Annotated in this window: 18 protein-coding genes, 7 tRNA genes, 1 rRNA gene and 1 pseudogene (1 of these 27 only partly in view); 15 read left to right on the plus strand and 12 right to left on the minus strand. The window is 43.1% G+C overall.

Annotation, left to right across the window (positions count from 1 at the left end; all coding sequences use genetic code 11):
- The first annotated feature begins 6 nt into the window (after window positions 1-6).
- The 3 genes and pseudogenes from purF to ACZ5C4_RS16350 all read left to right on the plus strand — a co-directional run bounded on the left by purF (window position 7) and on the right by ACZ5C4_RS16350 (window position 4,963).
- Entirely contained in the window at window positions 7-1,395 is a 1,389-nt protein-coding gene (purF, locus tag ACZ5C4_RS16340; RefSeq protein ID WP_464521912.1) for an amidophosphoribosyltransferase, read from the plus strand.
- Window positions 1,396-1,420: 25 nt separating this feature from the next.
- Window positions 1,421-3,004: an asparagine synthase B gene (gene asnB, locus ACZ5C4_RS16345; RefSeq protein WP_464521913.1), complete on the plus strand. Its 1,584-nt coding sequence runs from the start codon at window positions 1,421-1,423 to the stop codon at window positions 3,002-3,004.
- Between the two features lie 205 nt (window positions 3,005-3,209).
- A pseudogene (locus ACZ5C4_RS16350) lies at window positions 3,210-4,963 on the plus strand (IS1182 family transposase).
- Between the two features lie 297 nt (window positions 4,964-5,260).
- Here ACZ5C4_RS16350 and ACZ5C4_RS16355 read toward each other — a convergent pair.
- Window positions 5,261-5,473 carry a helix-turn-helix domain-containing protein gene (locus tag ACZ5C4_RS16355; protein ID WP_464521914.1) on the minus strand — a complete coding sequence of 71 codons (213 nt, stop codon included), beginning with the start codon at window positions 5,471-5,473 and terminating at the stop codon, window positions 5,261-5,263.
- Window positions 5,474-5,885: 412 nt separating this feature from the next.
- Between ACZ5C4_RS16355 and ACZ5C4_RS16360 the strand changes: the two genes are divergently transcribed.
- Window positions 5,886-6,173, plus strand: coding sequence for a GIY-YIG nuclease family protein (locus ACZ5C4_RS16360; RefSeq protein WP_464521915.1), 288 nt, complete (start codon window positions 5,886-5,888; stop codon window positions 6,171-6,173).
- A 29-nt stretch (window positions 6,174-6,202) separates the two neighbouring features.
- Window positions 6,203-6,634, plus strand: a complete 432-nt coding sequence (locus ACZ5C4_RS16365) for a permease-like cell division protein FtsX (protein ID WP_464521916.1) — start codon at window positions 6,203-6,205, stop codon at window positions 6,632-6,634.
- A 119-nt stretch (window positions 6,635-6,753) separates the two neighbouring features.
- Here ACZ5C4_RS16365 and ACZ5C4_RS16370 read toward each other — a convergent pair whose 3' ends face one another.
- Both ACZ5C4_RS16370 and ACZ5C4_RS16375 read right to left on the minus strand, forming a co-directional pair.
- Complete coding sequence (locus tag ACZ5C4_RS16370; protein ID WP_464521917.1) at window positions 6,754-7,494, minus strand: helix-turn-helix transcriptional regulator; 741 nt, start codon at window positions 7,492-7,494, stop codon at window positions 6,754-6,756.
- Between the two features lie 182 nt (window positions 7,495-7,676).
- Complete coding sequence (locus tag ACZ5C4_RS16375; RefSeq protein ID WP_464521918.1) at window positions 7,677-8,639, minus strand: helix-turn-helix domain-containing protein; 963 nt, start codon at window positions 8,637-8,639, stop codon at window positions 7,677-7,679.
- Between the two features lie 282 nt (window positions 8,640-8,921).
- On the opposite strand from ACZ5C4_RS16375, the gene ACZ5C4_RS16380 reads away from it, so the two are divergent.
- The 5 genes from ACZ5C4_RS16380 to ACZ5C4_RS16400 are packed head-to-tail and all read left to right on the plus strand — an operon-like array spanning window position 8,922 to window position 15,342.
- Window positions 8,922-10,808: an ABC transporter ATP-binding protein gene (locus ACZ5C4_RS16380; protein ID WP_464521919.1), complete on the plus strand. Its 1,887-nt coding sequence runs from the start codon at window positions 8,922-8,924 to the stop codon at window positions 10,806-10,808.
- Complete coding sequence (locus ACZ5C4_RS16385) at window positions 10,774-12,516, plus strand: ABC transporter ATP-binding protein (protein ID WP_464521920.1); 1,743 nt, start codon at window positions 10,774-10,776, stop codon at window positions 12,514-12,516. The genes ACZ5C4_RS16380 and ACZ5C4_RS16385 overlap by 35 nt, the downstream gene beginning before the upstream one ends.
- Before the next feature lie 23 nt (window positions 12,517-12,539).
- Window positions 12,540-13,148 (plus strand): MptD family putative ECF transporter S component, encoded by a 609-nt coding sequence (locus tag ACZ5C4_RS16390; RefSeq protein WP_464521921.1) that lies wholly within the window; start codon window positions 12,540-12,542, stop codon window positions 13,146-13,148.
- On the plus strand, window positions 13,148-13,879 hold the full coding sequence (locus tag ACZ5C4_RS16395) for an energy-coupling factor transporter transmembrane component T family protein (protein WP_464521922.1): 732 nt from the start codon (window positions 13,148-13,150) through the stop codon (window positions 13,877-13,879). The genes ACZ5C4_RS16390 and ACZ5C4_RS16395 overlap by 1 nt, the downstream gene beginning before the upstream one ends.
- Window positions 13,876-15,342, plus strand: a complete 1,467-nt coding sequence (locus tag ACZ5C4_RS16400) for an ABC transporter ATP-binding protein (protein ID WP_464521923.1) — start codon at window positions 13,876-13,878, stop codon at window positions 15,340-15,342. Before ACZ5C4_RS16395 ends, ACZ5C4_RS16400 begins: the two co-directional genes overlap by 4 nt.
- Before the next feature lie 11 nt (window positions 15,343-15,353).
- On the opposite strand, the gene ACZ5C4_RS16405 is transcribed toward ACZ5C4_RS16400, so the two are convergent.
- On the minus strand, window positions 15,354-16,319 hold the full coding sequence (locus ACZ5C4_RS16405; protein ID WP_464521924.1) for a helix-turn-helix domain-containing protein: 966 nt from the start codon (window positions 16,317-16,319) through the stop codon (window positions 15,354-15,356).
- Between the two features lie 183 nt (window positions 16,320-16,502).
- On the opposite strand from ACZ5C4_RS16405, the gene ACZ5C4_RS16410 reads away from it, so the two are divergent.
- The 5 genes from ACZ5C4_RS16410 to ACZ5C4_RS16430 are packed head-to-tail and all read left to right on the plus strand — an operon-like array spanning window position 16,503 to window position 22,882.
- Window positions 16,503-17,210 carry an energy-coupling factor transporter transmembrane component T gene (locus tag ACZ5C4_RS16410; RefSeq protein WP_464521925.1) on the plus strand — a complete coding sequence of 236 codons (708 nt, stop codon included), beginning with the start codon at window positions 16,503-16,505 and terminating at the stop codon, window positions 17,208-17,210.
- Between the two features lie 16 nt (window positions 17,211-17,226).
- Window positions 17,227-18,726 (plus strand): ABC transporter ATP-binding protein, encoded by a 1,500-nt coding sequence (locus ACZ5C4_RS16415; protein ID WP_464521926.1) that lies wholly within the window; start codon window positions 17,227-17,229, stop codon window positions 18,724-18,726.
- A gap of 1 nt (window position 18,727) precedes the next feature.
- The gene (locus tag ACZ5C4_RS16420; protein ID WP_464521927.1) at window positions 18,728-19,348 is read left to right on the plus strand and encodes an MptD family putative ECF transporter S component; all 621 of its coding nucleotides are present in this window, start codon (window positions 18,728-18,730) and stop codon (window positions 19,346-19,348) included.
- Window positions 19,329-21,143, plus strand: coding sequence for an ABC transporter ATP-binding protein (locus ACZ5C4_RS16425; protein WP_464521928.1), 1,815 nt, complete (start codon window positions 19,329-19,331; stop codon window positions 21,141-21,143). Before ACZ5C4_RS16420 ends, ACZ5C4_RS16425 begins: the two co-directional genes overlap by 20 nt.
- Window positions 21,140-22,882, plus strand: coding sequence for an ABC transporter ATP-binding protein (locus ACZ5C4_RS16430; protein WP_464521929.1), 1,743 nt, complete (start codon window positions 21,140-21,142; stop codon window positions 22,880-22,882). Before ACZ5C4_RS16425 ends, ACZ5C4_RS16430 begins: the two co-directional genes overlap by 4 nt.
- 616 nt (window positions 22,883-23,498) lie before the next feature.
- Here ACZ5C4_RS16430 and ACZ5C4_RS16435 read toward each other — a convergent pair.
- From ACZ5C4_RS16435 to ACZ5C4_RS16470, 8 genes are all read right to left on the minus strand, one after another.
- Window positions 23,499-23,584, minus strand: a tRNA-Leu gene (locus ACZ5C4_RS16435).
- A 3-nt stretch (window positions 23,585-23,587) separates the two neighbouring features.
- Window positions 23,588-23,660: transfer RNA gene (locus tag ACZ5C4_RS16440), tRNA-Val, on the minus strand.
- Between the two features lie 47 nt (window positions 23,661-23,707).
- A tRNA-Asp gene (locus ACZ5C4_RS16445) sits at window positions 23,708-23,781 on the minus strand.
- Window positions 23,782-23,897: 116 nt separating this feature from the next.
- Window positions 23,898-23,971 (minus strand) — tRNA-Ile (locus ACZ5C4_RS16450).
- A gap of 28 nt (window positions 23,972-23,999) precedes the next feature.
- Window positions 24,000-24,072: transfer RNA gene (locus tag ACZ5C4_RS16455), tRNA-Thr, on the minus strand.
- 192 nt (window positions 24,073-24,264) lie between these two features.
- A tRNA-Glu gene (locus ACZ5C4_RS16460) sits at window positions 24,265-24,336 on the minus strand.
- A gap of 55 nt (window positions 24,337-24,391) precedes the next feature.
- Window positions 24,392-24,464, minus strand: a tRNA-Asn gene (locus ACZ5C4_RS16465).
- A 72-nt stretch (window positions 24,465-24,536) separates the two neighbouring features.
- A 23S ribosomal RNA gene (locus ACZ5C4_RS16470) occupies window positions 24,537-26,004 on the minus strand (it continues 1,429 nt past the right edge of the window).

The following is a 26,004-nucleotide window of genomic DNA, read 5'->3' on the forward strand; positions in this document are numbered from 1 at the left end:
ATTTTTATGGAATTTTTTGAACAAGATAAACCCAAAGAAGCCTGCGGTGTTTTCGGTGTATATGACCTGGACGGAAATTCCGTTGCCCCTTCTGTCTACTACGGACTTAGCTCTTTGCAGCACAGGGGGCAGGAATCCTGTGGTATCGCTGTTTGCGATACTTCAGGTTCCAAAGGAAATATTGACTGTCACAAAGGAATGGGTCTGGTCGGCGAAGTTTTCAAGGAAGAAAACCTGCAGCGTCTTACCGGAAATCTCGGAATCGGTCATGTACGCTATTCCACCACAGGCGCCTCCACTTTGCAGAATGCCCAACCTCTGGTTATGAACTATGTCAAAGGCACCCTGGCACTGGCCCACAATGGCAATCTGGTGAATACAAAGCAGCTGCGCCTTTCTCTGGAACAAAATGGCGCGCTTTTTCATACGGATACAGATTCGGAAGTGATTGCCTGCTGTATCGCCAGAGAGCGCGTTCATACAAATACAGTAGAGGAAGCTGTCCTGCGCGCCGCCCGCATGCTGCGGGGCGCTTACGCCCTGGTCATTGCCAGCCCGCGGAAACTTGTAGCTCTTCGGGATCCGCTGGGCTTAAAGCCCCTTTGCCTGGGCAAGCGCGGGAACGCCTATGTCATTGCTTCTGAAAGCTGTGCGCTCCACAGCGTAGGCGCCAAATTCCTGCGGGATATACGCCCCGGCGAAATACTCTCCGTTACAAAGAAAGGCGTTTTTTCCGATACCTCCCTGTGCACCGCGAAAACGGCACACTGTATTTTTGAATATATTTATTTTGCAAGACTGGACAGCACCATAGATCAGGTAAATATTTATGACGCGCGTATCCGCGCCGGCGCCGCCCTGGCAAAGTCCTATCCGGCAGACGCGGATCTTGTCTGCGGCGTGCCGGAATCCGGTATTCCCGCCGCCAAAGGCTATGCGGAAGCCTCCGGCATTCCCTTCGGATTTGCCTTTTATAAAAATAATTATGTAGGACGAACCTTTATAAAGCCTACACAGAAGGAACGGGAAAACAGCGTGCGGCTGAAATTAAATGTTCTTACCTCTGTAGTAAAGGGGAAACGATTAGTTCTGGTAGATGATTCCATTGTCAGAGGCACAACGATTTCCAATCTGATTCATATGCTGAAAGAGGCGGGCGCCGTCAGCGTCCATGTGCGTATCAGTTCTCCTCCCTTCCTTTATCCCTGCTATTTTGGTACGGATATTCCTTCCAATCAGCAGTTAATCGCCTCCGCACATTCGTCAGAACAAATCCGCGCCTTGACGGGAGCCGATTCTCTCGCCTATATGAAAATCGAAGATCTCCAATCCATGGTCGGCAGCCTGCCGCTGTGTAAAGCCTGCTTCGACAAGCAGTATCCTATGGAAATTTAAGCGATAGAAAGAAGGTTAAAAACTTATGTGTACAATTATGTGTTACTGCTCCGAGAAAGCAGATTATCAGCAATTCGTTGAGGGTCTCTCGCAGACAGATACCCGCGGGCCGGACGCCGCTAAGATCCTCCATATCGGAAGCGGCCTTATGGGGTTCCAGCGGCTTTCTATCATGGGGCTTACCGCAGAAGGGATGCAGCCTTTTTCTCTTCACGGCAACTATCTGATCTGCAACGGAGAAATCTATGGTTTCCGCCCCCTGCGGGAAAAACTGATCCAGAAAGGCTACTCTTTTTCAAGCGACTCTGACTGTGAAATCCTTCTCCCTCTTTATGAGGAATTCGGACTGAAAATGTTTTCTCTCCTGGACGCGGAATTTGCCCTCGTACTCTATGACGCCGCAGAAGACTCCTTTATTGCCGCCAGAGATCCGATCGGTATCCGCCCTCTGTTCTACGGGTACGACCAGAACGGAAAGATTCTGTTTGCAAGTGAAGCGAAAAATCTTGTCCATCTGGTACAGAGAATTTATCCTTTCCCGCCCGGTCATTACTATAAAGACGGAAATTTCATCTGCTACCGAGATATTACAGAGGTAACTGCCGTTCATAATGACAGCCTTGATATTCTATGCCAAAATATTCACGATAAACTGATCGCCGGCGTCAAAAAAAGACTGGATTCCGATGTTCCAATGGGCTTCCTTTTAAGCGGTGGACTGGATTCCTCCCTGATCTGCGCCATCTCTGCTTCTATCTTAAAACAGCCGATCCGTACCTTTGCAATTGGTATGGAAACCGATGCGATCGATTTAAAATATGCAAGAGAAGTAGCGGAATATATCGGAAGCGAACACACAGAAATTCTGATTACTCGAGAACAGGTAATTCAGGCCCTCCCAGATGTAATAAAAACACTTGCAACCTACGATATTACTACGATTCGTGCCTCTGTGGGGATGTATCTGCTCTGTCAGGAAATTCACAGAACGACGGATATTCGTGTTTTGCTTACCGGAGAAATCTCTGATGAGCTCTTCGGATACAAATATACAGACTTTGCCCCCTCTCCGGAAGAATTCCAGCAGGAATCTATAAAACGCGTCAAAGAACTTTATATGTATGACGTCTTACGGGCAGATCGCTGTATCAGCGTACATTCCATGGAAGCCAGAGTTCCTTTCGGCGATCTGGACTTCGCTTCTTATGTTCTTTCTATCGCTCCAGAGAAAAAAATGAATGTGTACAACAAAGGAAAATATCTCCTTCGCCGCGCATTTGAACCGGATACCCTGCTTCCCCAGTCCATACTCATGCGAGAAAAAGCCGCCTTCTCCGATGCAGTTGGGCATTCTCTTGTTGACGACCTGAAAGAATATGCCGAAACAGTTTATACAGATGAGGTATTTATGGAGAAAGCCCGAAAACATAATTATGCGGCTCCTTTTACCAAAGAATCTCTTTTGTACCGTGAGCTTTTTGAGTCCTTCTATCCTGAGCAGGCACATATGATCAAAGATTTCTGGATGCCGAATAAGAAATGGAAAGGCTGTAATGTATCCGATCCTTCTGCCAGAGTATTATCCAATTACGGCGCCAGCGGATATTAACATAATTCTTTTACAGCAACCTATTTTTCTTTCTAAACTGTTGCTGCCTGTGCAAAATTCAAGGGGCTATCGGTTAATAGATAGCGATGAATAGGGAAGGCAGTGACTTGTCCGAGTCACTGCCTTCCCTAAAATTATCCCTATAAAAGAGAAAAAGATGGCTAACAACAACCATCTTCTCTCCGTTACATGTTATAATGTAACTATGATAAACAATAAATATTATACTGAATTTTTTGAATTAGGGCAACAGAAAATGAACTTTAAATTTTATGAATTGAGTTTACCTGACGACGATCCGGTCTTTACCCTAAAAAAAGTAATGGAGGAAATGGATTTTACTGCTTTATTAGCACAGTATTCAGATAAGGGGAAACGCGGGTTCAACCCAATCATGAAATATGGAGTTCTCACATATGCAAACATGCGGGGGATTCGTGAGATTGACCGCATCGTTGAACTATGTCAAAGAGACCTGGCATTCATCTGGCTGACGCAGGGCGAACAGCCAAAACGGGATGCCTTTTATGATTTCATAAATAAAAAGCTGACAGCTGAAATCCTGGATGACCTGAATTATCAATTACTACGACGTTTAAAAAGGAAGGTCTGATTACGTTAGAATCTCTCTTTATCGACGGAACAAAGATAGAAGCAAATGCAAACCGTTACACTTTTGTGTGGCGAGGAACGCTCAACTATCATCTGGCAGGACTGCTGGAGAGCATTGACTCTCTTTACACAAAGTACAATGTACTATTAGAAGAAAGCGGATATGGCAGAAAATACAAATTAGGAAATGCGCAGATGTTCATTATCGAAGGCATGGACAAAGTGCGTGAAGTAATCGAAAAGAATCGCAGGCGAAAACTTACAAAACATAAAAAACTGTCAAACAATCGTATTCTTGAAATAGACAACTGTTCCCCACTGGACTTGTTAAAATTGCAAAAGAACTTATCGGCGATCGCAGAGGGGGAAGGGATTGCGTTCGTTTATGGAAAAGGCAGGAAAAAGTCCAGGATTCAGCAGCTTTACGAAGAATTAGAAACCTGTGGTAAAAAACTTATGGCATATAAAGAGAGTTTTGAGATTATGGGGAACGACCGTAACAGCTATTCGAAAACAGATTTAGAAGCAACTTTCATGCGAATGAAAGAGGATCACATGATGAATGGCCAGTTAAAACCAGCCTACAATGTTCAGATTGCTGTGGAGAATTACTTTATCATTCATGGTTATGTAAGTAATGACAGAACCGATTACAATCCCCTGATTCCCGTTGTCCAAAAACATATCTATGCATTTGGTGAAATAGTAAAGGAAGTCACTGCAGATAGTGGCTATTGCAGCGAGAAAAACTTACTGTTTCTAAAAGAACACAACATCGAAAGCTATATCAAGCTGCAGGAGCATGAACAAAGAAAGACCCGTGCCTATAAGGAAAACATAGGAAAATACCATAACATGACAATGCAGATATTTGAAGATGAGCATTACTATATCTGTCATGACGGAAGAGAATTAAGGCATATCCGCACAGAAGAAAAAGACATGGGCGGTTATACACAGACTCTTGAAGTGTACGGATGCGCTGATTGTAGTGGCTGCGAATACAAAGCAAAATGCCTTTACAAATATAATCCGGAAAAAGATGCCGATAAAAATAAGATTATGAAGATAAATGAACGTTGGGAAGAATTAAAAGAACACTCTCATGCAAATATCCAGAGTGAGAAAGGGATTCTAAATCGTCAGATACGTTCGATTCAAACGGAAGGACACTTTGGAGACATCAAGGAAAATGATGGCTTTCGACGATTCCATCATCGTTCAGCAGAAAAAGTGTATAAAGAGTTTATGCTCTATGCGATTGGTAGAAATATGAATAAATACCATCGATTCCAATGCAATAAGCTCAAGAAATTTGAAGGGAAAAAGGAAGAACACGCAGCATAATGAAAAGCGCGACAATTCGATAGACACCCTTTATTTTGTGCGTTCAAAAATACTTATGAATCTTAGAAATAGAGATACCCCGCAAAATATGCCAGTGCCGTAAGGCACGCATTCCCGCGGGATACCTCTATTTCTTTTTATAATCGGTCGAAATCGGCATTAACCGATTTCCCCTTTTAGCTAATTAAGCAAATATAAAGCGGAATCTGTGCAGATGTCACAAAAGCTACATGAAAATAGAGTCCGCGCTGTATACATTAATAATCTGAATTATAATACAGTCATAACATCTTTCATTTAAAATATATTATTGTCCGGATAATGTGTCATAATATCCTCAACTTTGCAATTGAGAATATTGCACAACTTATCTATCGTATTCACTTCCACATTATGGTTATGCCTTAGTCTGTTTAACTGGGAACGGTTCATATGATAACGTGTATACAAATCATATTGAGTGATTCCCTTAGACCTCATTGTTTCCCATAGCTTGTCATATTTTATCATTTTACACTTTTCCGTTTTCTCTCTCATCAATACTGTTGACATACCATTATTATTGACGTAAAATTATTACAATAATAGTGTTCGTATAAGAATACTATTAAGAGAATAATGTTAAAAATATAAAGAAATAGATGAATACAGTATCATCAGTAATCTATACTTTGTTTCATCGTCATAAAATTTAAAATGAGGTGTAAAATACATGTTTTTTGACCTTTTTTCTATTGAAGTTTTTATTATTTTTCTCTTAAGCATAGTACTTGCGACGGCCACAACTTTATTTTCATTCATATATAAAAACTCAATCGATCATCAAATAAACCTGCTTTCCAATGCTTCTATAGAAATAACACCAGAAGAATTTATGAACATGCGGAAAATATCTTTTGGTGGAAAGGGAGTCCCCTCATATATGTCGCAGCACAGTTTTACCGGCGTATATATCTTATATAATAAGTCGAAAAATATGTACTATGTAGGACAGGGAAAAAATATTTTTAGCAGAGTAAACGCTCATTTTACAGGCAGAGGAAACGGAGATGTATATGCAGATTACAAATATGGCGATGATTTTACCATAAGAATGTTCGCGTTAGAAAACAGTGGATTTAGTTCGTTAAATGAACTGGAAAGGTATTTCATATACAGATATAACGCATTTTCAAACGGTTACAATAAAACACGAGGAAATCGAAATTAAAACTACAATATACTTTTGAGGTACATACAATGAAGAAGAATACGCTATTATTTATTTTAAGTATAAGCATTATATCTTGTGTAGCAATAATTGCTTCGGTTAGTTATTTGATTAGTTGTATAGTAAATATCGGAACGAAATCAATTGAACAAAGTAGGACAGATACTTGTAAATTAACTGTCTTTCTTGATAGAGAAGCAGATGACATCGACCTATTGGGAGAAGATATACAAAAGATTGACGGTGTTAAAAACTGTATCTATATCTCAGCAGACGAAGCATGGGAAGCGTATATGAGAGAATATTTCAAAGACAATCCCCAATTAGCTGAAGGATTTAAGGATGATAATCCGCTAGCTGATTCTGCCTATTATGAAGTTGAAGTAGACGCAGATGAAATAGAAAATGTTATAAACGCACTCTACAGTCTAGACGGCGTCCACACAATTAATAGAATTTAAAAAACAGAAAAATTTTATCCCGGTTCGAATGGATAACCTTCAAACCGGGATTTATATATTTATTTGCTCTATAAATTAGGATATGTTTTTATTTTGGCAGACCTCTTTGTAATATCCTGCTACTTTAGATACAACTCTTTATACAATTCATTTCCCTTTTCTATAATCTCACTTATTTCTTTTTCTGAAACGCCCAGCTCATTGCTTAATTTCTGCATATCCTTGAAATCCTTTTCTTCAAATTCAGACGTACTCCCTACTATTTTATTATCCGTTTTAGAAATTGCTGACGCAAAAAAGTCGTCATTGCCTTCCCATGTAATTTCCACAATCGTATCTTCAAGGTCAATATCACAATATACATTACTTACAGAAAAATGCAGCGAAAAATCTAACAGACCCGGCATAGCTTGATTCGGCACGCTATACACAATATCATCTGTATAATTCATAGAATAATATCCGTCTCTATTTTTATAGAAATGATTCTCTTTTAACTGTTCTGCAAAATTTCCCTCTAATTTACTTTTGGTACTGAAATATACGCAAGAATAGATTACGAAGCTGCCAATGAACAAGGCAAATATAACGGCTATCGCTATCAGCGCCCTTGCATATTTTCTAGTATTCTTTATCTCATTATCAAATGTTTTTACCATAACTAAGTCCTCCTTCAATAAAATATCCAAGGAGATGTTAAAACTATCACTCATCTTTACTATCGTCTCCAAATCCGGGTAACTTTTTGAATTCTCCCAATTAGATATTGTCTGCCTTGAAACATGAAACATATCTGCTAAATCTTCTTGGGACATATGTGCCTCCTTTCTTATTTTTTGAATATTTCTTCCAAGTGTCATGATAGTCCGCCTCCCTTTTACTGGAATTGTATTGAAGAAAATAATTTCTGTCTATCAAATGCTCTTTGCATCTATAAAATTCCTAAGCAAATATTCTTTGCATACCGCAATTTCAAAGCTTTTTACTTTATCCTTCCACACATTATAATTGAATCCTGTAAGCAATGCAATTTAAAACGAGTTTAACTTAATTTTTTTCGGAGTAGTTCCCGAACTATCTGAGGTGTTTCTCCAAACCTCTGCCGAAAAGCATGGTAGAAGTTCGATACTCCATAATAGCCAACTGCTTTTGCAATCTCGCTTGTATTCATATCGCTTTTTTCCAAAAGCTCCAAAGCACGCTCCATTCGCAGTGTCCGGATATATTCCCCAATGCTTTTGCCTTCTGTGAGTTGAAATGCCTTTTGAAGCTTGTTTTTGTTAAGAGCAACGCTTTTACACAAATCAAGGATTGTCGGCACATTACTTATATTATCCTTAATCAGCCTCTTCGCCTGTAAGACGGCTGTAATTTCATCTTCGCTTAGATAAACAGGCGGAGCGAAAGTGTACCTCTGGACCAAATCCAGAAGATAGCCAGTCGCGGCCAATCCCTGTCCTCTCATCCAGAGCTGGAACGCTTCTCCTGTAAGTGGGCACTTTTCAATACGCTGATAAATGGACAATAGTTCCGGCGAATGAAGTTCATTGGAAGCAAGAGAGCGTTTGGCATCTTCCCAAAAGCTGTCGTAGAGAGATACATTATTCTCATGGAAAAAGGATTCCTGAAAATACATTCCCTGAAACCGGAGACGCTTCCCGCCGGATATTTTCATAAAAAGAGGAACAGGGGAATTAAAAACATAACAATCTATACCGTTGCGAGATTCCCGCACTTCTGCTTTACGGCTGTAGCTGACTATCTGCCCTTCCTCTGTGAAGCCGATCCCTATATATCTTTGCCGGATCTGCGAACGGATTACCATATCCTTTGGATATATAACATCAACCGAAGCCACACAAAACCCCCGTAAATCTCCCCAAAACCGGACATAGGAAGTCTTATCAAAAAAGGTAAACAGGATACCGTTCCCGACTTCTTTCCTTTCGGCTCCCAAAGAGCCGTAAAACAACAGCGTTTCGTCTACATTATGGATCGTAATCATATAGTAGTCACTCCTATACTAAAATGGCACATAGCTTTCTGTTTTGGCACGATTTTTGGTTAGTAATATCTAACCAATGATATAAATTATAGAGGGAAAATTGCATAAAATCAAGTATTTCCAGAACACTGCCGGATAATAGCAGTGTGTTTCAGGCACCATATAGCCTCTTGACGGAAACAGAGATTTTCTGCATAATACCGTTTGGTTAGATATTACTAACCCTCATGTATTACTTGCCTTAACAATCTATAAATCCGAAAGGCAGAGAAAGGAGAGTTTATGAAAGAAACAAAGAAAAACGCTATCCTACGGGTATTTCAAACCGCACAATGCAGTTCTGTCCGGTACATATTGGGTGTGTCTTGTTCCTCTGTCAGCATATTACTGTCAGGCGTTCCTTTCTACACGATCTACCAGATTGTTCGTATCTTTCTGGAATCATCCTTGCATCATACGTCTGTAGATGTATCTGCTGCATGGTTGTGGGCCGGAATTACGCTGGCAAGTATTGTCATTGGCATTGTACTTTCGATTATCGGCAGTTTTGTTTGTCATTCCTGTGCCTTTCATGCGCTTTATGATTTACGAATGAAAATTTTGAATCACATGGGCAGGCTTAACCTGGGATTCTTCACAGGCGGACAGTCCGGTGCAGTACATAAAACCATGAATGATAACATTGAAAAAATGGAAACCATTATTGCCCATGATGTATCGAACCTCATTGGGGCTGGTCTCCTGTTGTTTTCACTGTCGGTGCTGCTATTTTCTATCAACGTACCGCTTGCTTTGACAATTGCCGCAGCATTGCTGCTTGCGTTTATGATTCAGTTTTCAGCTTTTGGAGGAAAACGTGGACAGAAGATTTGGACGGATCTCAACCGTTCGTCTACAGAACTGGACGCGGCATTTTCTGAATATGTATCCGGAATGGAAGAAGAAAAAATCTTTGGAAAGCCGGAGGCTGCGGCTTTACGACTGACCAATCTAATAGAGAAAAACCGTAAAAGCCTGATGGCTTACCTAAAGCGTGTCACACCTATTTATGGAGCTTACAAAACCATCACGCTTTCTGTATTAGCCTTCCTTTTAGCTGTGGGATGCGTTTTGCTGTATCTAAATCCCGATGATCATGGCTTAATGATGGAGCTGTTGATGTTTTTGATTGTCGGTCCCGCAGTGATCAGCCCGTTGATGGAATTGGTAGAGTTTGGCGCGGACCTTCGGAATCTGGCTGTGCGGATGGATCAAATCGAGGAGATTATGAAAATGGAGACGATAGCGGACGGCGCATGCGATACCTTGCCGGTTTCTGCGGAACTTGCGTTTAAAGATGTAAGTTTTTCCTATCAAAAAGCAGCAGACCCCTTACGGCGTATGGCACTGAAGCATCTCACAATGCATATTCCGGCAGGTTCCTTCGCTGCTTTGGTTGGTCCGTCGGGCGGTGGGAAATCCACAGCAGGACAGCTGCTGGCAAGATTTTGGGATGTGGAAAGTGGAAGTATTTCCATTGGAGGAAAGGATATACGAGACTATTCTTCCAAGACCCTTATGGATACTATCGCTTTTGTGTTTCAGGATACCTACATATTTGCCGAAAGCGTTTATGACAATATTTCCATGCACCAAAATGTGACTCGCGAGGAGGTAGAACGAGCCGCGAAGGCTGCACGCTGCCAGGATTTTATTCAAGCATTGCCGGAGGGCTACCACACAAAATTAGGTGATGGAGGACATAAATTATCTGGCGGAGAAGCACAGCGTATCGCCATTGCAAGGGCGATCCTAAAAAATGCCCCGATTGTCGTGCTGGATGAAGCAATGGCTTTTGCGGACGCGGAAAACGAATTGGCGTTACGAGAAGGTATGGCGGAATTGTTGAAAGGGAAAACCGTTTTGATGATCGCGCACCGTCTTTATTCCATCCAAGATGCAGATATTATTTTCGTTCTGGAAGGCGGAAAGCTGAAAGAACAAGGGACACACCAAGAACTACTGCAAAAACATGGCCTGTATGCCCATTTATGGTCCATCCAGAATGAAACGGGAAACTGGCGGATGAAACACCCTGCGGGTGTACCTGAATGCCTTGAAAGACGCGACAGACATATGAAAGGAGGTTCAGAGTATGTTTCAGATAATCCGGCAATTCACCTTCCATAAGCCGAAGGAAATCATCCAGCCCACAGTATGGTTGTTTCTTTCACAGTTGTGCAGTATGCTCCCGGCTATTTTAGCATATATGGCCATCTACACGTTGGGACAGGCTTTTATGCCACCATATACCTTGAACTTACAGCTTCTTATTACTCTTGCTTCCATTGGTTTAGGGTATATCCTGCTTCAATATGCGGTAGAGTTGATTTCCTATTACTTTACCTATGGACGTGCTTACAGCGATACAGCAAAAAAACGTGCAGCATATATTCAAAAGCTGCGCCGCCAGCCTCTGGGATTTTTTTCGGCCAAAGAGTCAGGAGAACTGATCAGTTCCTTTGCTAACGACTTTGCAAACGTAGAATACACGCTCTGCTATTGGCTGCCCTATCCCATTGGTGTCGGTGCGCTGCTGGTAATTTCTATTGTATGGATCAGTATGTATGACTGGCGTATGGGAATTGCCATGTTTGGAATGCTGCCAATCTGCGCGGCGATTATGTTTGGAATTTCCCGCATTAAGGAAAAACACAGCCGGCAGGTCATGGAGGCAAAAAACCATGCGGCTACGCAAATCAACGAATATCTGCATGGTATGAAAGATTTAAAAGCATACCATAGGACAGGAGAGGGCTTTCAGTCTTTAGAATCGGCCATGCGGAAATTGCGGAATGAGTCATTAAAAGAAGAAGCAGTTGCAGGCAGTTTATCCACCTTGTGTTCTTCTTTAGTAAAATTTATTGTTCCCGTCACTGCTGCGGTTGGGCTTTATCTGCTGATCGGCGGTACACTGTCTGTTTTGGATTTTGCAGGCTTTCTCGTTTTAGCGACCAAGCTGGTAGAAGCGGAATTGATGGTTGTTACCAGCATATCTGCGCTGCGCGGGATGATACCTTCCGGTGAGCGATTGGACAAGGTTATGACAACAGACGAGTTATCTGGTACTGAAAAAATCGAAGAAGGTACTTCTTATCAGTTTGAGAATGTGTCTTTTGGATATGAAAAGTATGCAAATGTCATAAGGGATGTTTCCTTCACTGCCCCGTCCGGTTCGTTCACAGCTTTAGTCGGCCCATCAGGAAGCGGAAAGTCCACCCTGCTTCGTCTGATGGCACGGTTTTGGGATTATCAAACCGGTCATATCCGAATGGACGGCAGAGATATAAAAGAAGTCCAGCCGGACAGCCTGCTTTCCCACATCTCCATGGTAATGCAAAACGCTTATTTGTTCCGAGGAACTATCCGGGAAAACCTTTGCTTTGGCAATGAGTGTATTGCAGAGGAACAAATGATAAAAGCGTGCAGGCAGGCCCACTGCCATGATTTTATCTCTGCCCTGCCGGAAGGCTACGACACAGTTGTCGGGGAAGGCGGAGCAACACTTTCAGGCGGCGAACGCCAGCGGATTTCACTTGCCAGGGCATTTCTGAAAAACGTACCGATCCTTCTGCTGGATGAACCAACCGCTTCTTTGGACGCAGATAATGAGGCTATGGTACAGAAAGCGTTGGACGAGATTTCCAAAGAGCGCACCGTCATTATGATTGCCCACCGGTTAAAAACAGTACGCGGTGCAGAGCAAATCCTTGTACTGCAGAATGGAAAAATCGTACAGAAAGGAACCCATAACCAGCTTGCCGGACAAGAAGGACTCTATGCCCGGCTGTGGGGACTGCAAAGCCAAGCTGGAGACTATACATTCAAACAATCTTAGATATTATACGGGGAGGTTCTCAAATGAAAGAAAAAGTATTAGGTTTGAAAGAATTTGTCATTGTCCTGCTGCTATCCTGCGTAGAAACGGTCATTGCACTTGTAACCACCATGCCGTTTGCAGCTAATTTGCAGCTTGTCTATTTTCTCGCACCTGGTCTTGCAGGTTTAATCAACGGTATTATCTACGTCCTGCTTGTAAAAAAGTGTCCGAAAATCGGCACGCAGTTTATCATTCCAATGGTTTACGGCCTGTATTTCCTGTTTACGGGCAGCGTCTATGTATTCGTGTTCTTCACAATTTTAGCGGTTGTAAACGAACTGATTATGCTGGGCGGTGGGTATCAGAGCAAAATCCGTCCGGCCATCCCTCATGCACTTACATGGATGCTCAATGCAATGGGCAGCACGCTGACTATGCTGCTGTTTAGCGACAGCATGGTACAAAGCTATGTGGCTATGGGAATGGACGCCGCCAGCGCAAAAGCGGCGCTCGCGTCTTTAGAAGGGTTCTGGCTGGCTCCGCAGAATATTGTAATTGCCTTAGCTGCCGCAGCAGCTTTGTCTATTGCCGGATATGCACTGGGCATGAAAATGCTGGGCAAACACTTTAAGCCTGCCGGAGTTGTGTAATGGAAAAGCAAAAGCAGAGTCATTTTCGGCCAGATCCCCGCACATGGCTGCTGCTCTGCCTGCTGGGGATTGCCTCGATCCTGCTGGTTCATTCTGAAATCGGAGGATTGTGCCTGTTCACAGGGTGCCTGCTGATCCATCTTCTGTCGAGAAACAGGAATAAGCTCTTGCCCTATGTGCTGTATTACCTTATTTTTTATGGTATCGGCTGGGCGGGCGTAAGACTGCTGGACAGCGGAGCAGCCTTTTCCGTAAGTTCCATGCTGTCTAGCATAGGGATTGTCGGCAGAAAAATGCTGATTCCTCTATCCTTTGCCACTGCGCTTGCCGGAGAAGCTACCGGCTCTCTGATGGCAGCTTTACGGGCCATGCGTTTTCCGAAGGCTGTCGGGATAGCGGTTGCAGTAGTTCTCCGGTTTTTCCCAACGATTTCCGGAGAATACCGGGCTATCCGTTCTTCCCAGAGGTTTAGAGGAATCGGGGTAGGCATAATCCACACGCTTACCCATCTTCCTTCTACGGTAGAATATATTTTAATCCCGCTGATCTTAAGAACGACGAAGGTTGCAGAGGAGCTGTCTGCTTCTATGACGGTGCGCGGCGTGCGCTTTTCCGGTGAAACCATCAGTTACCATCCCATTTATTTTAGTTGGAAAGACGGAATTCTCTGCGTATTCATGGTATTCATTTCCAGCGCAGTTTTTGTGCTGGAGAAAGGAGGGTGGTTGTGATCAAGTTAAAAAATATCTCTTTCTCCTATGCAAACAGTCGTGAGGGCAGCCAACTGCACCGCATTGATTTGACTGTTAAAAAGGGGGAGCTGGTGATTTTAGCAGGAAAAAGCGGCTGTGGCAAAACGACTTTGGCGAGGGTTCTCAACGGGCTTTGCCCACAGTTTTACCCTGGAAACCTTACAGGAAGTTATTCACTGGACGGACAGGATGCTCTTAAAATGCCCATCCATCAGTTAGGTACAATGGTTGGCAGCGTATTCCAAGATCCGCGCAGCCAGTTTTTTACTACTAATACAACAGACGAGATTGCACTGGGTATGGAGAATATTCCACTGAAGCGTCCCCTCATGCAAAAACGAGTAGACGCTGTGTGTGCACAGATGAACATTGACCGGCTGCTCGACCGGAGGATATTTCCACTGTCCAGCGGAGAAAAGCAGCTTATCGCTGTTGCATCCATCTGCGCTATGGAACCAAAAGTAATCGTGATGGATGAGCCTTCCGCAAATCTGGACAGCGACGCTATGACGCGGTTGGGCGCGCTGCTCTACCGGCTGAAAGAAGCCGGACATACCATTATTTTATCGGAACACCGTTTTCATTATGTGCGCGATTCCTTTGACCGGCTTATCTTTATGGAGAACGGAGCAATTTCTGCTATCTACAGTCATGGTGAGGCATTGAAGCTCTCCAAAGACCAGCTTGCGTCTATGGGGCTGCGCCCCTTTGACACACCAGCTTTTCAAGTGGGCGGCGCCTCTCTGTCAAAACCAGATGATACCTTGCATGTTTCTGAAATCTCCTGTATGTTGGATGGACGGCAGATTTTAGAGGAAGTTTCTTTCTCAGCAAGAAGCGGAAAGATTCTCGCCATTGCGGGGCCAAACGGTGCGGGAAAGTCTACCTTGTGCCGGACGATCACCGGCTTGTACCGGGCAATGGGAACGGTACAGATTCATGGAGAATATCTGAAGAGAAAGCAGCGCACAAACCATTCTTTTTTCGTGCAGCAGGATTCCGATTACCAGCTCTACGCCCCTACGGTTTTGGACGAGTTTTGGATTGGACAAAAAGAAACGCCTGCTCTAAAAGAAACTGCTTTGGCGAGATTAAGAGAAATGGGATTGGATGTTTTTCAAAACCGGCACCCGGCCTCACTCTCCGGCGGTCAGAAGCAACGGTTACTTTTGGCGATTGCGGCAGCCAGCAGCAGGAATCTTCTTGTATTTGACGAACCGACAAGCGGATTAGATGGTTACAATATGCGGCTGACAGTACAGCTTTTCAAACAGCTTGCAAAGGAAGGCAAATGCATTCTTCTGATTACTCACGATATGGATTTAATTGCCGAAGCCGCCGACTGCGTAATCTACCTTGAACAAGGAAAAGTACGCTACCATCGCAATGTGCTGCGGAAAACAAAAGCGGCAGTAAAACCAATGTCCCAACCGCTTTTTTGATGTAAATTTTACTATTTAATCATTTTTCTGTATTCTCTTGGCAGCAGCCCTGTAATTCGCTGAAACTGCTTCGCGAAACTTTCCGGCCGGTCATACCCTACTGCCTGCGCAATCTCAGCAATACTTAATTCTGTTCCTATCAGCAGGTGCTGCGCCTGATCGATACGTCTCTGAATGATATAATCAGTAATATTACATCCAAAGTATTCTTTGAATTTTGTTTTCAGTTTTGTATTTCCCATATATGCAATTTTGCATAGCTGTTCTACAGAAATAGAGAATCCAAAATGATGGTCAATATAATCTGAAACAGCTTTTAAGTTCTCCTCATCCTTTTTTGTGATGGGGATTTTTTTACTTTGCTTTTGATTCTGCTGCGCTTGTTCCAATATTAAGGCAAGTGTTTCTAAAACTTTGCCTTCGTAAAAAAGTTTTGCAGATACTCCATTACCAGAGTATGACTGAATCTGTTTTAACAGAGAAACAAGCTGTGGGAAATCCACGCCAAGCATCATTCCCTTAAATGCGTTACGCGGATCAATGTATTTTCCACCCAATTTTTCTTTTAAGCAGCTGTTATAAAAATCCGGCATGATACTGATACTTACAGAACGGATTGGAATATTCTTGTGGTAAACTGCCTGAAAGATTTTATTGCTTCCCCCGACATATCCTCTCAAACTGTTTGGGGATAACTGCCGATATGGGTGGAATTCTTCACCAGAAACAGAAAAGAAATATTGGACAGCAATAAAATCGGGCTCTGGTGATTCCAAAAAGAAATCCTCATAGAAAAGGAAATCCTGCTTTTCTATTACAAACATATTTTCATAAAAATAGTTCCAAAAGTAGCCCTCTCCCTTATCTGGCAACAAGGTATAGCAGTATTGTCCTTCCTCAATATCCGACTGTTTCTTATCTAAAATAAACCCGCCGTCTGGCAGTATCTGTTCATAGAGTTTTTTTACTCCGTTCATATAATCGCCTCTCAAAATACGCCTATTCGTCGAAAGAATACGGCTAAAAGTCTTTTATTAACAAATCCCATTGTGTCTGACAAGGACTATCCCCATAATAAAAACAGTGGGTTAGTAATTGCTAACCTATCGTATCACAACTGAACGCCTTATGCAATGGCAGAAGGAGGGAGGCAAAACAAGATGGTTTTTAAGGCAGCCAAACCGGATTCACGTATCTTAATTTTACAGATTATAGTAACCGGTATTTTGGGCTTTTCTTTTCATAGTGAATTTGCGGTAATCTCACTTTTTCTTGTAATTGATTTTTTGCTTTTTTATTGGTATGGGATAAAAGTTTTTATAAAACGACTTCTGTCCTATGCAGTAATGTATGGAGTAATCTTTGGCCTTACAGCAGTAAATGTACCGGTTCTGTCTGTGATTTTTCCACCGTTTTTGATGATGATCGTCAGGGCATATCCCCTTTATCTGCTGCTTAAATTATTAGCAGATAAAACACCAATGGATGAACTGCTGTATTCATTAGATCGGATTCATATTCCAAAGTCTTTATCCATTCCGTTGATGATCATATATCGATATGTTCCTACAATCTTTCGAGAAATCCATTATATAAATGAAAGCCTGAAAATGCGGGGGCTAAACCTTTCGTTTTCTAACCTAAAACGCCTGCCGGGAACTTTGGAAAATTATATAGTCCCTTTACTTTTCCGAAGTGAAAAGATTTCAGAAGAACTATCTGCCGCTTCTCTGTGTAAAGGACTTAGCACAGAGAGAAAACGGACATGCTACACAGATGTCCGTTTTACAGCCGCTGATTATCTATATCTATTGGGCATGGTTATTGTTATTGGCGCATTGTTTTTCCTGAATTATCTGACTTTATAATGGAGGTGAGCATGATATGAAAAATTCAAAGGAGATAATTTCATTTGATGCGTTTAGTTTTACTTATGATGAAAGCGGCAGCTTTGGCGTGCACAACATTAATCTTACGATACAGGAAGGGGAATTTATTATCCTGACCGGACCAAGCGGATGTGGGAAAACAACCCTTACCCGGTGTATGAATGGCTTAATCCCCGATTTTTTTGAAGGAAAATTAAGTGGAAACTGCCGGATATGCGGCATGGATATTTTACAACATGAAACCGGAGACTACTCCGCTTATGTAGGGAGTGTTTTTCAAGATCCCCGTTCTCAATTTTTCACTCTCCATGTAAAGACAGAATTACCGTTCCCCAGCGAAAATCTCGGTATTCCAATGAGAGAAATTCAAAAGAGGCTGAATGGAACAGTAAAAGATCTGCATATCGAAAGACTTTTACAAAAGAGTATTTTTCAGCTTTCCAGCGGAGAAAAGCAAAAAGTGGCAGTAGCTTCTGTTTATACCGCAGGGGTAAATGTATATGTGCTTGATGAGCCTTCGGCAAATTTGGACTGGATTGGTACAGAGCAGCTGCGTCAGCTTCTAAAGCAATTAAAGGAACAAGGCTGTACGATTATTGTTTCTGAACATAAGTTGTATTATTTGCGGGAGCTGGCAGATCGTATGGTCTTTCTTCAAAATGGCAGGATTCATAAAATCCTTGACAACAGCGAGATAATTCATTGTTCAAATGAATGGCTTAGAGCAAACGGTCTTCGAAACCTTGACTTGAAACAAATAGCACATACTTCTGTTGTAATTCCGCAATCCGATCATACACCGGTATCTATCCGGGCAGAAAACCTGTCTTTCAAATATCCACAGGAACCGCTTCTGTGGAGAGATGTCTCCTTTTCTGCGGAAGGCGGCGACATTATCGGCATAGTCGGAAAAAATGGAACTGGCAAATCTACGCTGATCCGGGTTCTTATGGGGCTTGAAAAACCGCAGTGCGGAAAAATCAGCCTATGTGGAAAATACGCCTCCCGGCAGCAAAGAAGGAAAAAATCCTTTTATGTTATGCAGGACGTAGATTATCAATTTTTTGCAGGAAGCGTTCTGGAAGAAATGCTTTCCGGACATGAAAAAGAAGCAGACGTTTTGGAAAAAGCCAGAGAAATCCTGAAAAACTTTCATTTGGAAAAATATGAGGATGTGCATCCCTCAACACTTTCAGGAGGACAAAAACAGAGACTCTCCATTGCTCTGTCCTGTATGTGCAGTATGTCCTTTCTCTACTTTGATGAGCCTACCAGCGGACTTGATGCTGAAAATATGCAGCTTGTCCGGAAGACGATTATAGAGCAGGCCGGAAAAGGCTGCATATCCTTTGTTATCACGCATGATTATGAATTTGCCGCCGCACTTTTTACTTCCCTTTTGATTGTCCAGGACGATCATCATATAAAGCGGATTGCTCCAGAGCAGTATCACCCATCTATCTTATCAAAACTATTTGAATTGGAGGAAATTTAATATGGCTACAAAAACAAAAGAAAGCAAAAAAATCCGTGACCTCATCCGTATAGGTGTATTTAGTGCCTTATGGATCGCCGTAAGTTGGATCATTGCCTGCACAGTGGGATTTTTCCCGCTGATTCTGCTTGTCCTTCCCTGTATTCTTGCAGTGGCAGGAGCATTGATTCTCGTTGTTATGCTGTCAAAAGTAAATATTCCCGGCGGTATCCTTATTTCGTCGTTCCTGTTTGGAATTTGTCTGTTTTCAATGGTTCCTTATGGACTGATGTTCATTTGTACCTTTGTGGGAGGGATAATCGGGGAAATTATTTACAACACAGCCGGTAAAAAAAATAATGCTGGAAAAGTAATTGCCATTTCTTTCCCTTTGTTTGGATTGGCGTTAGGCGAGTACATACCACTGTGTTATATGCAGGAAGCTTTTAAGAGCTTTTATGCCGACCGTTTTACCGGTTCTGTTGCAGATGCAGGCATGGAACTCATCAATACACCTCTCGTTATCATATTAACCGTTATTACCGTTATTTGTGCGATTCTTGGTTACTTCTGGGGAAAGAAAATTGCAGCAAGCCGTATGGTAAATCAAGGGGGATATAAAAATGGGAAAAGCAACAAATAAAAAAAATGGAATTCCTCGTCTGTTAGAACTGGCAGGTGAAAAGAAAACCCTACTGGTATGGGGGTGTATCCTTTCAACAGTTAATGTATTCTTTCAGTTGGTTCCTTATTTAGCGGTCTATAACATTATGGCCGAATTGCTGAAAAATGCTTCGGATCTCACTCAGGCAAATACAGACTTTATGATTTCCTGGTCATTAAAAGGAATTATCGGACTGTTGATCGCCTATGTTTTTATGTATTTTGGCGGTATGTTAGGGCACACCGCAGCTTATCGGACACTCTATGGAATCCGCGTGCGATTATCCGAACATATCAGCAAACTTCCTTTGGGATGGTTTAACAGAAATGCAATTGGCAAGGTAAAACAGATTGCAGAACAGGATGTAGAGCAGATTGAAAAATTTATCGCTCACCAATTCCCTGATATGGTAAATACTATCGTCCTGCTGATTGTTATGGTAGTCATTATGTTTGGCCTTAGTCCATGGCTGGCTCTGGCATGTATCGTCCCTATTATTATAGGTTTTACCGTGCAGTTCTCCATGATGTTTGGGAAGAAAGCACAAGAAGGATTGATTGAGTATTACGATGCTTTGGAAAATATCAGTACATCTTCCGTACAGTATGTCCGCGGTATGCCTTCTATTAAAATCTTTGGTCAGACTGTCCATTCTTTTCGGAAATTTTATCAGGATATTATGGGCTATCGGGATTTCAGTACAAAATATGCAGACAACTATGAGCCTGCCTACTGCTTGTTCCGGGTATTGGTCCTGTCTCTTGCCACATTTATTTTGGCGATTGGGATTTTCCTTTTTTCCGGTAATCCGCAAAATATGGCGTTTGCCATTACACTGTTGTTCTTTCTGATTTTTGCTCCCGGCATTTCCACACCGGTATTCAAATTCAATAGTCTTGGCTCCAGTATGAATACTATTACGGAAGGCGTAAAACGAATTGATGAGATTATGAATGAAGTCCCGATACAGGAACCGGCGGAAGGAAAAAAGCCTAAAAGCTATGATATAACCTTTGAGCATGTGTCCTTTTCTTATGGAGGAAATACAGGCGCACTGGTATTGAAAGACGTTAGTTTTTGCGCTGAACAGGGGCAGATCACTGCTCTTGTAGGTCCGTCCGGTTCTGGAAAATCTACCATTGCACAGCTTATCCCTCGTTTTGGGGATGTAAAGGATGGACAGATTAAAATAGGCGGCGTAGATATCCGAAAAATAAAGACGGAAGATTTGATGTCATGCATGTCCTTTGTATTCCAGGATTCCTTTTTGTTTTCTGATACACTTTATAACAACATAGCAGTTGGGAAGCCCGGCGCCGCAAAGGAAGAAGTATATGCTGCGGCAAAAGCGGCACAATGCCATGAATTTATCGAAAAGTTACCTCAGGGTTACGACACTTTGATTGGAGAGGGCGGTGTCTATTTATCAGGCGGTGAGGAACAGCGTGTTTCTGTAGCAAGGGCTATCTTAAAAAATGCCCCGATACTGATTCTCGATGAAGCTACGGCCTACGCTGATCCAGAAAATGAACGTCAAATGCAGTTGGCTTTACAGGAACTTATCAAAAATAAAACAGTACTGATTATCGCCCATCGTCTCATTACAATAAAAAATGCAAATAAGATAGAGGTTATCAAAGATGGGCAGATCGAGCATGCCGGTACACATGATTTTCTTTTACAGAATAGCACAACATACTCCGCTATGTGGACGGCATACACCATTTCATCTGACTGGCAGATCGCAGCTAAAAAGGAGGTGGCACAGCCATGAAGAAATCAGGAGCACTTTACTGTATTACAGCAGGTAATCCGAAAAAGGTCATTAAACCGGTCATATGGACAGTTCTGGCTGATCTGGTCAATTTATTTCCCTTCGGCTTACTTGCTGTCGCTGTCAGCAGTATATATCTTTATTTTGGCGGCACATTGGAAAACCTGGATATTCGTACTCTTTGGATCGTTTGGGGAGGTATGGCGCTTCTTGCAGTTATTCTTTATTTTTTTGAGAGAAAAGCTGTTCATGCTTCCTACCATGATGGTTATGATGCCAGCGCGAAAGGCCGGGTGCAGCTTGCCGAACATATTCGTAAACTGCCGCTTGGATTTTTAATGAGCAAAGATCCCGGTGAATTGGGAAATACCATGATGAATGATTTTGCACAGATTGAGGAGGCAGTGACTCATGTTTTGCCGCAGTTGATCGGCGGCTTTATCACAGCGGTTCTTGGCTTTGTCGGCATGTCCTTTATAGATTGGCGTATGGCTTTCGCTATGTTTGCCGGATTTCCTGTAACTCTCTTGATTCTTTCTGGTGTTCAGACGATAGATAAAATGCGCGGGGCGGCTCATACAAGAGCCAGAATTGAGCAGACAAGCCGCCTGCAGGAATACCTTACAGGAATGAAGGTTATTAAGGCGTATAATCTGCGAGGCACAAACTTCAAAAAGCTGGAGCAGGCTTTTTACTCCTTTATGAAAGAGTCTATCAAACTGGAATGTGTATCCGGGCCTTTCTACCTGGTAGCAGTATCATTTTTACAATTTGGTCTTTCGCTGATTACAATGATTGGCGTTTATCTGCTGATGGGAGGAACTCTGGATATGATTATCTTTGCCATGTTTCTTTTAGTAGGGACACGAATTTTTGATCCGCTTGTAGGGGCAATTATCCAGCTTCCAGTTTTTGTCTATCAAAAGACTGCTGGAGAGCGCATTGTGGACTTGATGGATGAACCAATCATGTCTGGTGAAGGAGAGGCACCTCAAAAACACGACATACAGTTTGAACATGTAACCTTTGGATATGGGAAAGATACGGTTTTGCATGATGTGAGTGCTTCCTTTCCATCAGGCTCTATGACTGCTGTCGTGGGACCTTCCGGCAGCGGTAAAAGCACTATGCTCCGACTGATCGCTCGATTTTATGATCCGCAGGCTGGGACTGTCCGGTTTGGCAATGTAGACGAAAAGACTGTTGATCCGGAAAAGCTGATGTCTAAAATATCCGTTGTCTTCCAGGATGTATATTTATTCCAAGACACGATTGGCAATAATATCCGCTATGGCAGGGAGAACGCCACACAGAAGGAAATTGAGGCAGCCGCGAAGCTGGCTCATTGCCATGACTTCATTATGGCGCTGCCTGATACTTATAACACAATGGTTGGTGAAGGAGGCTCTACTTTATCGGGTGGAGAAAAGCAGAGAATTTCTATCGCGCGGGCGATTCTAAAAGATGCGCCTGTATTACTGCTTGATGAAGCTACGTCATCTCTTGATCCAGAAAATGAAGTGGAGGTACAGCAGGCTATTGAGGAGTTGATAAAAGATCGTACTGTTGTGATGATTGCTCACAAGCTGAAAACAATTGCTGGCGCTGATCAGATTATTGTACTGGATCAAGGGGAGGTAAAAGAAGTCGGAACCCATGAGGAGCTAATGGAAAAACAAGGCCTATATCATCATCTATGGAATATTCAGCAGACTACAGAAGGTTGGCAGATAAATTGATTTTCCAAATCATTTACAAGAAGGTGCAGCCATATGACTTCAACATCATCAATGGAGAATTTCTGGAGGCTATTTTAGTTATTCATCAGAACAACGGCTATGTACGCTGCATAGGGCCCTGTAAACTGGAACAAAACACTAAGAAGAAAAAATGTCCCCCAATATCCGTTCATAAAAGAGTATGATATTTCTGCCGAAGAATTATCTCGTATGTGTTCAAACAGTTTTAAAGAATGAAAGAGTGAACTCCTACTGGCTCACTTTTATTTATGCATAACGGCAGATCTTTGACAACTGATACTTTTAATCGCAGACTAAAAAAATATTGAACAGCTTTAGAAATAACTTATCTTTCAAGCCATAAAATACAATTTACGAATGCTTCTATTTTATTCAATACTGGTGTAAAGGAAATAGATTATACAGCCTTTATTAGGGCACTCTAATCTAGCTATGACAAGACATTATATAGGGCAGCGTGTAATTGAAAGAGATACCTCTCAAATGGCTCAAATTTTGTCATAAATGCCGTATTTACAGGCTGTACAACTTTTCAAAGAAAATGAAAAACGCTTCAAACCCTCTGTTTACAAGGGTTTGAAGCACCTTACAAAACTGCCGCAGACCGGAATCGAACCGGTACGGGTATCACTACCCACGGGATTTTAAGTCCCGGGCGTCTGCCAGTTCCGCCACTGCGGCATATGGAACCTATAGGGCTCGAACCTATGACCCTCTGCTTGTAAGGCAGATGCTCTCCCAGCTGAGCTAAGATTCCATTCAAACATCAAAAACAATTATATACCTAATCACTTTTAATGTCAACGACCCAGAAGAGACTCGAACTCTCGACCTCCGCCGTGACAGGGCGGCGCTCTAACCAACTGAGCCACTGGGCCTCGTTATGAACACTTAGCATCTATTCTTTAGACGCTTACGTGCAATACTCGTTAACGCTCTTAATGAGCGTCCGCGCAAACTAACGGTCGACGCGATTACAATTTTTTCAAAATAGTGGACCTTCAGGGACTCGAACCCGGGACCGATCGGTTATGAGCCGATTGCTCTAACCAGCTGAGCTAAAGGTCCACACAAAATATGTCCCACAAGGGAACAAAGCCGATGATCGGACTCGAACCGATAACCTGCTGATTACAAATCAGCTGCTCTGCCAATTGAGCCACATCGGCAATTTCTAATTTTCTTTCGAGCAGCTGATTTGTAATCAGCGCTCCGCCTGCGATTGACTTCGTCAATCTTATTAAATTGTGCCACATCGGCAATTTATGTTTCTTTTCGGGCAACTGATTTGTAATCAGCGCTCTGCCTGCGATTGACTTCCTTCAATCTTATTAAATTGCGCCGCATCGGCAAATTTAAAATGACTCCGACGGGAATCGAACCCGTGTTACCGCCGTGAAAGGGCGATGTCTTAACCGCTTGACCACGGAGCCTAAAATTACCTCTTATATTTTTATAGACCGCAAGTATTCGCTTACGGTCTATAAGCTCCCCCTGTTGGACTCGAACCAACGACAACTCGGTTAACAGCCGAGTGCTCTACCGACTGAGCTAAGGAGGAATATTACTTATTTATCAGGTTATACCCTGAAAACTGCATACAAAAGAAATCATCATCCAACCTATCACCTGCTTGGTTATGCCCTCGACCTATTAGTAACAGTCAGCTCCACATGTTACCATGCTTCCACCTCTGCCCTATCTACCTCGTCGTCTTCAAGGGGTCTTACTAGCTTTCGCTATGGGATATCTCTTCTTGAGGGGGGCTTCACGCTTAGATGCCTTCAGCGTTTATCCCTTCCCGGCTTGGCTACTCTGCTATGCCCTTGGCAGAACAACAGATTCACCAGCGGCCAGTCCATCCCGGTCCTCTCGTACTAAGGACAGCTCCTCTCAAATATCCTACGCCCACGCCGGATAGGGACCGAACTGTCTCACGACGTTCTGAACCCAGCTCGCGTACCGCTTTAATGGGCGAACAGCCCAACCCTTGGGACCTACTTCAGCCCCAGGATGCGATGAGCCGACATCGAGGTGCCAAACCACTCCGTCGATGTGAACTCTTGGGAGTGATAAGCCTGTTATCCCCAGGGTAGCTTTTATCCGTTGAGCGATGGCAATCCCACTTTATACCACCGGATCACTAAGTCCTACTTTCGTACCTGCTCCACCCGTCGGTGTCGCAGTCAAGCTCCCTTCTGCCTTTACACTCTCCGAATGGTTTCCGACCATTCTGAGGGAACCTTTGAGCGCCTCCGATACCCTTTCGGAGGCGACCGCCCCAGTCAAACTCCCCACCTGACATTGTCCCCCAGCCGGTTCACGGCTGCTGGTTAGAAACCCAATACTGCAAGGGTGGTATCCCAACAGCGACTCCATGGTAACTGGCGTTACCATTTCCTTGTCTCCCACCTATCCTGTACATGCAATACCGAATCCCAGTATCAAGCTGGAGTAAAGCTCCATGGGGTCTTTCCGTCCTGGCGCAGGTAACCAGCATCTTCACTGGTATTTCAATTTCACCGGGTGCATTGTTGAGACAGTGCCCAAATCATTACGCCTTTCGTGCGGGTCGGAACTTACCCGACAAGGAATTTCGCTACCTTAGGACCGTTATAGTTACGGCCGCCGTTTACTGGGGCTTAAGTTCAAAGCTTCGTGTTGCCACTAACCTCTCCCCTTAACCTTCCAGCACCGGGCAGGCGTCAGCCCATATACCTCACCTTTCGGTTTTGCATAGACCTGTGTTTTTGCTAAACAGTTGCTTGGGCCAATTCTCTGCGGCCAGTCTTACCTGGCACTCCTTCTCCCGAAGTTACGGAGTCATTTTGCCGAGTTCCTTAACAATGCTTCTCCCGTCGGCCTTAGGATTCTCTCCTCATCCACCTGTGTCGGTTTACGGTACGGGTATCTTACAAACAATAGCGGCTTTTCTTGGCAGCTAGCTCACACGCTTCGCTACTCTTAGTTCGCTCCACTTCACGTCTTCGGATTGTGCACCGGATTTGCCTTATGCACTCCTACCTCGCTTGTACCGGGCTTTCCATTCCCGGCTCGTGCTCTCTCTCTGCGTCCCCACAGTTCTGTTATAAGATAGTACA

The sequence above is a fragment of the Mediterraneibacter flintii genome (assembly GCF_055387595.1).

What these genes read in the sequence shown, in the direction of transcription:
- purF (WP_464521912.1), top strand. Translation starts at nt 7, where the DNA reads ATGGAATTTTTTGAACAAGATAAACCCAAAGAAGCCTGCGGTGTTTTC.
- asnB (WP_464521913.1), top strand. Translation starts at nt 1,421, where the DNA reads ATGTGTACAATTATGTGTTACTGCTCCGAGAAAGCAGATTATCAGCAA.
- ACZ5C4_RS16355 (WP_464521914.1), bottom strand. Translation starts at nt 5,473, where the DNA reads ATGATAAAATATGACAAGCTATGGGAAACAATGAGGTCTAAGGGAATC.
- ACZ5C4_RS16360 (WP_464521915.1), top strand. Translation starts at nt 5,886, where the DNA reads ATGTCGCAGCACAGTTTTACCGGCGTATATATCTTATATAATAAGTCG.
- ACZ5C4_RS16365 (WP_464521916.1), top strand. Translation starts at nt 6,203, where the DNA reads ATGAAGAAGAATACGCTATTATTTATTTTAAGTATAAGCATTATATCT.
- ACZ5C4_RS16370 (WP_464521917.1), bottom strand. Translation starts at nt 7,494, where the DNA reads ATGACACTTGGAAGAAATATTCAAAAAATAAGAAAGGAGGCACATATG.
- ACZ5C4_RS16375 (WP_464521918.1), bottom strand. Translation starts at nt 8,639, where the DNA reads ATGATTACGATCCATAATGTAGACGAAACGCTGTTGTTTTACGGCTCT.
- ACZ5C4_RS16380 (WP_464521919.1), top strand. Translation starts at nt 8,922, where the DNA reads ATGAAAGAAACAAAGAAAAACGCTATCCTACGGGTATTTCAAACCGCA.
- ACZ5C4_RS16385 (WP_464521920.1), top strand. Translation starts at nt 10,774, where the DNA reads ATGTTTCAGATAATCCGGCAATTCACCTTCCATAAGCCGAAGGAAATC.
- ACZ5C4_RS16390 (WP_464521921.1), top strand. Translation starts at nt 12,540, where the DNA reads ATGAAAGAAAAAGTATTAGGTTTGAAAGAATTTGTCATTGTCCTGCTG.
- ACZ5C4_RS16395 (WP_464521922.1), top strand. Translation starts at nt 13,148, where the DNA reads ATGGAAAAGCAAAAGCAGAGTCATTTTCGGCCAGATCCCCGCACATGG.
- ACZ5C4_RS16405 (WP_464521924.1), bottom strand. Translation starts at nt 16,319, where the DNA reads ATGAACGGAGTAAAAAAACTCTATGAACAGATACTGCCAGACGGCGGG.
- ACZ5C4_RS16410 (WP_464521925.1), top strand. Translation starts at nt 16,503, where the DNA reads ATGGTTTTTAAGGCAGCCAAACCGGATTCACGTATCTTAATTTTACAG.
- ACZ5C4_RS16415 (WP_464521926.1), top strand. Translation starts at nt 17,227, where the DNA reads ATGAAAAATTCAAAGGAGATAATTTCATTTGATGCGTTTAGTTTTACT.
- ACZ5C4_RS16420 (WP_464521927.1), top strand. Translation starts at nt 18,728, where the DNA reads ATGGCTACAAAAACAAAAGAAAGCAAAAAAATCCGTGACCTCATCCGT.
- ACZ5C4_RS16425 (WP_464521928.1), top strand. Translation starts at nt 19,329, where the DNA reads ATGGGAAAAGCAACAAATAAAAAAAATGGAATTCCTCGTCTGTTAGAA.
- ACZ5C4_RS16430 (WP_464521929.1), top strand. Translation starts at nt 21,140, where the DNA reads ATGAAGAAATCAGGAGCACTTTACTGTATTACAGCAGGTAATCCGAAA.